The sequence below is a fragment of the Stenotrophomonas sp. STEN031 genome (assembly GCF_056759975.1).
In genome coordinates this window covers 173,558-179,954 of the sequence record NZ_JBRREA010000004.1, presented here as the reverse complement: position 1 = coordinate 179,954, position 6,397 = coordinate 173,558, and the positions used below count along the sequence as shown (strand labels likewise).

Annotated in this window: 6 protein-coding genes; 2 read left to right on the top strand and 4 right to left on the bottom strand. The window is 63.7% G+C overall.

Features of this window, described 5'->3' with window-relative positions; genetic code table 11:
- Positions 1–143: 143 nt before the first annotated feature.
- From obgE to rplU, 3 genes are all read right to left on the bottom strand, one after another.
- Positions 144–1,202: a GTPase ObgE gene (gene obgE / locus ACVOLQ_RS03275; protein WP_313169172.1), complete on the bottom strand. Its 1,059-nt coding sequence runs from the start codon at positions 1,200–1,202 to the stop codon at positions 144–146.
- A gap of 186 nt (positions 1,203–1,388) precedes the next feature.
- On the bottom strand, positions 1,389–1,649 hold the full coding sequence (gene rpmA, locus ACVOLQ_RS03270) for a 50S ribosomal protein L27 (protein WP_481527045.1): 261 nt from the start codon (positions 1,647–1,649) through the stop codon (positions 1,389–1,391).
- A gap of 19 nt (positions 1,650–1,668) precedes the next feature.
- Positions 1,669–1,977, bottom strand: coding sequence for a 50S ribosomal protein L21 (gene rplU, locus ACVOLQ_RS03265; protein WP_282269142.1), 309 nt, complete (start codon positions 1,975–1,977; stop codon positions 1,669–1,671).
- A gap of 296 nt (positions 1,978–2,273) precedes the next feature.
- On the opposite strand from rplU, the gene uvrA reads away from it, so the two are divergent.
- Positions 2,274–5,237: an excinuclease ABC subunit UvrA gene (uvrA, locus tag ACVOLQ_RS03260; RefSeq protein ID WP_481527044.1), complete on the top strand. Its 2,964-nt coding sequence runs from the start codon at positions 2,274–2,276 to the stop codon at positions 5,235–5,237.
- A complete protein-coding gene (locus ACVOLQ_RS03255; protein WP_293711362.1) occupies positions 5,234–5,641 on the top strand; it encodes an acyl-CoA thioesterase in 408 nt (135 codons plus the stop codon). Before uvrA ends, ACVOLQ_RS03255 begins: the two co-directional genes overlap by 4 nt.
- Before the next feature lie 184 nt (positions 5,642–5,825).
- Here the strand turns inward: ACVOLQ_RS03255 and ACVOLQ_RS03250 are convergent, their stop codons facing one another.
- Entirely contained in the window at positions 5,826–6,359 is a 534-nt protein-coding gene (locus ACVOLQ_RS03250; protein WP_481527043.1) for a carboxymuconolactone decarboxylase family protein, read from the bottom strand.
- Positions 6,360–6,397 lie beyond the last annotated feature (38 nt).

Genomic DNA, 6,397 nt, shown 5'->3' with positions numbered 1-6,397 from the left:
AAAACCCCGCGCATCAGGTCAGAGCATGCCGCGGCAGAGGCTCCCGGGTATGGCCCGCTGCCTATTTGGGCACGGCACTACAAACAAAAACGCCGCTTCCCGTAAGGGAAGCGGCGCTCTTGATCCGGCACTGGCCTGTTGAATCAAAGGCCCTGCGCGTGGCGCTCCTCTTCCTCCAGCATCTTCTGCTGGTCAAAGAAAGCCATGATGTCCTTCATGATCGGCCAGGTGCCCTCACGGCCCAGGGCCGACACCAGATACCAGGGCTGTTCCCAGCCCAGCTCGGCCACCACCTGCTCGGCAGCCGCCTTGGCCTCGTCCTCGAACATCAGGTCGGCCTTGTTCAGCACCAGCCAGCGCGGCTTCTTCAGCAGCTCCGGATCATGCTTGCCCAGCTCGCGCTCGATCGCACGCACCTGCTCGATCGGCGAGATGCCTTCCACGCCACCTTCCATCGGCGAGATGTCGACGAGGTGCAGCAACAGACGGGTGCGCTGCAGGTGACGCAGGAACTGCGCACCCAGGCCGGCACCATCGGCAGCACCCTCGATCAGGCCTGGAATATCGGCGATCACGAAGCTGCGGTAATTCTCAACCTTCACCACGCCCAGGTTCGGGTACAAGGTGGTGAACGGGTAATCGGCCACCTTCGGCGTCGCCGCCGAAACGGCACGAATCAGGGTGCTCTTGCCAGCATTGGGGAAGCCCAACAGGCCGACGTCGGCCAGCAGCTTCAGCTCCAGCTTGAGCAGGCGCTCCTCGCCCTCCTCGCCCGGCAGCGCCTGACGCGGCGCGCGGTTGGTGGAGCTCTTGAAGTGCATGTTGCCCAAGCCACCCTTGCCGCCCTTGGCCACCAGCAGGCGGTCGCCATGCGTGGTCATGTCGCCAATGACTTCATCGGTGTCGACGTTCATCACCACGGTACCCACCGGCACGGTGATGATCAGGTCTTCGCCCCCCTTGCCATAGGCCTGGCGGCCCATGCCGTTCTCGCCGCGCTGCGCCTTGAAAATGCGGTCATGGCGGAAGTCGACCAGGGTGTTCAGGTTTTCGTCGGCACGGATCCAGACGCTGCCGCCATTGCCGCCGTCACCACCATCCGGGCCACCGAGCGGAATGAACTTCTCGCGGCGAAAGCCGATGCAGCCATTGCCGCCGTTGCCAGCGATGACCTGGATCTCCGCTTCGTCTACAAGTTTCATGATTCTGGTTGCCCACTGATGGCGGCAGGCAAGCTGCCCGACCGCTGGATTCTACCGGCCCCGGTGCTGCCGGGGAAAACGGGCAAAGATGCCCGTGGAATGTTCTTCAAGCAACGAAAAACCCCGCCGAAGCGGGGCTCTCGTCAGCAGCCCACACCGGAGTATGGGCGGCTTGCGCGTACGGAATTAAGCTTCCGTGACGACGTTGACGGTGCGGCGCTTGTTGACACCCTTCACCGTGAACTCAACCTTGCCATCGACCAGCGCGAACAGCGTGTGGTCACGGCCCAGGCCGACGCCGGTACCCGGGTGGAACTGGGTGCCGCGCTGACGCACGATGATGTTGCCAGCTTCGATGGCCTGGCCACCGAAGATCTTGACGCCGAGGTATTTCGGGTTGGAATCGCGACCGTTGCGCGAGGAACCTACGCCCTTTTTATGTGCCATGACGGATTCTCCTTAGCAATTAGCCGGCGATGCCGGTGATTTCGATTTCGGTGTAGTACTGACGGTGACCCTGACGCTTCATGTGGTGCTTGCGGCGACGGAACTTGATGATCCGGACCTTGTCGGCGCGGCCGTGGGCCACAACCTTGGCGGTCACCGAAGCGCCCTTCAGCGCGTCACCCAGCTTGATGCCGTCGGCATCGCCGAGCATCAGGATGTTGTCGAACTTGATCTCGTTGCCAGCTTCGACTTCGAGTTTTTCCACGCGCAGGGTTTCACCCTGAACGACGCGGTACTGCTTACCGCCAGTTACCAGAACTGCATACATGACCAGACTTCCTCTGTAGTTATTGTGGTCGCCTTGCCCGCCATCGAGGGCGGACAGAAGCGGGATTTTACCGGGCAGACCGAGCCCGGGTCAACCCACCCCCTGCCCTGACCCGCGGGGCCTGAACCCCGATTCAGGCCCGCAGCCGACAACCGGCCCACTGGCGGGAAACAGCACTGGCAAAACTGGCAATTGCCCCCAAATGACAAGGCCGCTAGGCTGATTGACTGCCGTCAGCGACGCCCCCACACCTCCTGCTTCCGGCCCAGCCGGCAGCGGTCCAAATCGGATTTCCCATGGCGATGGATTTCATCCGCATCCGCGGTGCGCGGACGCACAACCTCAAGAACATCGACCTCGACCTGCCCCGCGACAAACTGATCGTGATCACCGGCCTGTCCGGTTCGGGCAAGTCCTCGTTGGCGTTCGACACCATCTACGCCGAAGGCCAGCGCCGCTATGTCGAGTCGCTGTCGGCGTATGCGCGGCAGTTCCTGAGCGTGATGGAAAAGCCCGATCTGGATCACATCGAAGGTCTGTCGCCGGCGATCTCCATCGAGCAGAAGTCCACCTCGCACAACCCGCGCTCGACCGTCGGCACCATCACCGAGATCTACGACTACCTGCGCCTGCTGTACGCCCGCGTCGGCAGCCCGCGCTGCCCGGACCATGGCTACCCGCTGGAAGCGCAGACCGTCAGCCAGATGGTCGACCAGGTGCTGGCACTGGATCCGGAACAGCGCTACATGCTGCTGGCGCCGGTCATCCGCGAGCGCAAGGGCGAACACGCGCAGGTCTTCGACCAGCTGCGTGCGCAGGGCTTCGTGCGTGTGCGCGTCGATGGCGAGCTCTACGAGATCGACGAAGTGCCGGCGCTGACCCTGCGCCAGAAGCACACCATCGAAGCGGTGATCGACCGCTTCCGTCCGCGCGAAGACATCAAGCAGCGCCTGGCCGAAAGCTTTGAAACCGCGCTCAAGCTTGGCGACGGCATGGCCACGGTGATGGCGCTGGATGCAGCCGATACCACGCCGCAGTTGTTCTCCTCAAAGTACAGCTGCCCGGTCTGCGATTACGCGCTGCCGGAGCTGGAACCGCGCCTGTTCTCGTTCAATTCGCCGGTCGGCGCCTGCCCGGGCTGCGATGGCCTGGGCGTGGCCGAGTTCTTCGATCCCAACCGCGTCGTCGTGCACCCGGAGCTGTCGCTGGCCGCTGGCGCGGTGCGTGGCTGGGACCGACGCAATGCTTATTACTTCCAGCTGATTGCTTCGCTGGCCAAGCACTACAAGTTCGATGTGGATGCTACCTGGCAGTCGCTGCCGGACAATGTGAAGCAGGCCGTGCTGTACGGCAGCGGCGAAGACCAGATCACCTTCACCTATTTCACCGAAGCCGGCGGCCGCAACCAGCGCAAGCACCGCTTCGAAGGCATCATCCCCAACCTCGAGCGCCGTTACCGCGAGACCGAATCGCCGGCGGTGCGCGAGGAGTTGGCCAAGTACATCAGCTCGCGACCGTGCCCGGAGTGCAAGGGCGCGCGCTTGAACAAGGCGGCGCGCAATGTGTTTGTCGCTGATCGTCCGTTGCCGGAAATCGCGGTGCTGCCGATCGACGAAGCCAAGCGCTTCTTCAGCGAACTGAGCCTGCCCGGCTGGCGTGGCGAGATCGCCACCAAGATCGTCAAGGAGATCGGCGAGCGACTCGGCTTCCTGGTCGACGTCGGCCTGGATTACCTCACCCTTGAGCGCAAGGCCGACACTTTGTCCGGCGGTGAAGCACAACGTATCCGTCTGGCGTCGCAGATCGGCGCCGGTCTGGTCGGCGTGATGTACGTGCTCGACGAGCCGTCCATCGGCCTGCACCAGCGCGACAACGAGCGCCTGCTCGGCACCCTCACCCGCCTGCGTGATCTGGGCAACACGGTGATCGTGGTCGAGCACGACGAAGACGCGATCCGCTTGGCCGATTACGTGGTCGATATCGGCCCGGGCGCTGGCGTGCACGGCGGCGAGATCGTCGGCCAGGGCCAGCTGCAGGACCTGCTGGATGCGCCGCGCTCGCTGACCGGTCAATACCTGTCGGGCAAACGCCAGATCGAGATCCCGGCGCGCCGCCACAAGCCCAACCCGAAGATGACGCTGCGCCTGCGTGGCGCCAGCGGCAACAACCTGAAGAACGTGGATCTGGATATCCCGTCCGGCCTGTTGACCTGCGTGACCGGCGTGTCCGGCTCGGGCAAGTCGACGCTGATCAACGACACCTTGTTCTCGCTGGCGGCCAACGAGATCAACGGTTCTTCGCACCCCATCGCCAAGTACAAGAGCGTCGAAGGCCTGGATCTGTTCGACAAGGTCGTCGACATCGACCAGTCGCCGATCGGCCGCACCCCGCGCTCCAACCCGGCAACCTATACCGGTCTGTTCACGCCGCTGCGCGAGCTGTACGCACAGGTACCGGAGGCGCGTGCGCGTGGTTACTCGCCGGGCCGTTTCAGCTTCAATGTGCGCGGCGGCCGCTGCGAGGCCTGCCAGGGCGATGGCCTGATCAAGGTGGAAATGCACTTCCTGCCGGACGTGTATGTGCCTTGCGACGTTTGCCACGGCAAGCGCTACAACCGCGAGACGCTGGAGATCCTCTACAAGGGCTTCAACATCAACGACGTGCTGGAAATGACCGTCGAAGATGCACTGCGCCTGTTCGAGCCCGTGCCGTCGATCGCACGCAAGCTGGAAACGCTGATGGACGTGGGCCTGAGCTACATCAAGCTGGGCCAGAGCGCGACCACGCTGTCCGGTGGTGAAGCGCAGCGCGTGAAGCTGTCCAAGGAATTGTCGCGCCGCGATACCGGCCGCACCCTGTACATCCTCGACGAGCCGACCACCGGCCTGCACTTCCACGACATCGAGGCCCTGCTCGGCGTGCTGCACAAGCTGCGCGACGAGGGCAACACCGTGGTGGTGATCGAGCACAACCTGGACGTGATCAAGACTGCGGACTGGATCGTCGATCTCGGTCCGGAAGGCGGCCATCGCGGTGGCACGGTGCTGGTCACCGGCACGCCGGAAGACGTGGCGGCACATCCGGACTCCTACACCGGCCAGTTCCTGGCCAAGATGCTGCCCTCGACCAGCGCGCGCCCGGAACAACCGGCGGCCGTGGCCAACAAGCCTGATGCGCGTCCGCCGCGCAAGGAAAAGCCGGTCAAGAAAGCAGCAGCCAAGAAGGCCGCCGCCCCCGCCAAGAAGAAGGCTGCAAAATGAGCAACGAACACAAGCAACTGGCCCGCGTGCCGATCAGCGTGCGCTGGCGTGACATGGACTCGATGGGCCACGTCAACAACGCCAAGTACGTTTCGTATCTGGAAGAGGCGCGCGTGCGCTGGATGCTGGGCGTGGAAGGCGTGTCGATGAGCGACCGCATCGCGCCGGTGGTGGCCAATACCAACATCAACTATCGCCTCCCGATCGTGTGGCCGAACGACATCGTGGTCGAGTTGTTTGTCGAGCGCCTGGGCAACAGCAGCGTGACCATTGGTCACCGCATTGTTGACCAGAACGACGACAGCAAGCTGTATTCGGACGGCAATGTGGTGGTGGTCTGGATGGATACGCAGACCGGCAAGAGCGCGCCCTTGCCGGAGGCTGTGCGGGGTGCTTCGAGCTGATCTCGCCTGACCTTTCTCCCTCCGGGAGAAGGTGCCCCGAAGGGGCGGATGAGGGTCGGTTCAGCACTGGCGTTGCAAGCAATGCCAGGCTTCGCTCGCACCCTCTCCCCAACCCCTCTCCCGGAGGGAGAGGGGCTTGATCTGCAGTTGCGAGCGTGGCCTCAACCTGCCCGCATTCACTGCCTTACTTCAACGCAACCTTCGGAAAATCCACCGGCACATCCAGCGCCACGTTGATGTAGTTGGTGAACAGGTTCAACGCCACATGGGCAAGAATCTCGACGATCTGCTCGTCACCGAAGCCCGCACTCCGCAGCGCCGCCACATCGGCATCGTCCAGCTGCGCACGCTGCTCCACCACTTTCAGCGCGAATCGCAATGCCGCCGCAGTGCGCGCGTCTTCGGACTGGCCCGACTGTGCCGACGTCATCTCAGCCGCACTGGCGCCGGCCTTCTGCCCCAACACGGTGTGCGCGGCCAGGCAGTACTCGCAACGGTTGCGGTTGGCGATGGCAACGGCGATCTGCTCGCCGAGCTTGCTGCCAAGGCTGCCCTTGCCCAGTGCGCCGAACGCAGCCCACATGCTCTGCAGTGCAGCCGGGGAATTGGACACTGCCTTGAACATGTTCGGCGTCGCGCCGAAGGCCTGGTGGATCTGTGCCAGCAGCGGCTGGCTGGCGGCGGGGACGGTCCGGGTTTCAAGATTGATGCGTGACATGGCGATCTCCTGATCGGTTGGGATGCTTGCCGGGCCAT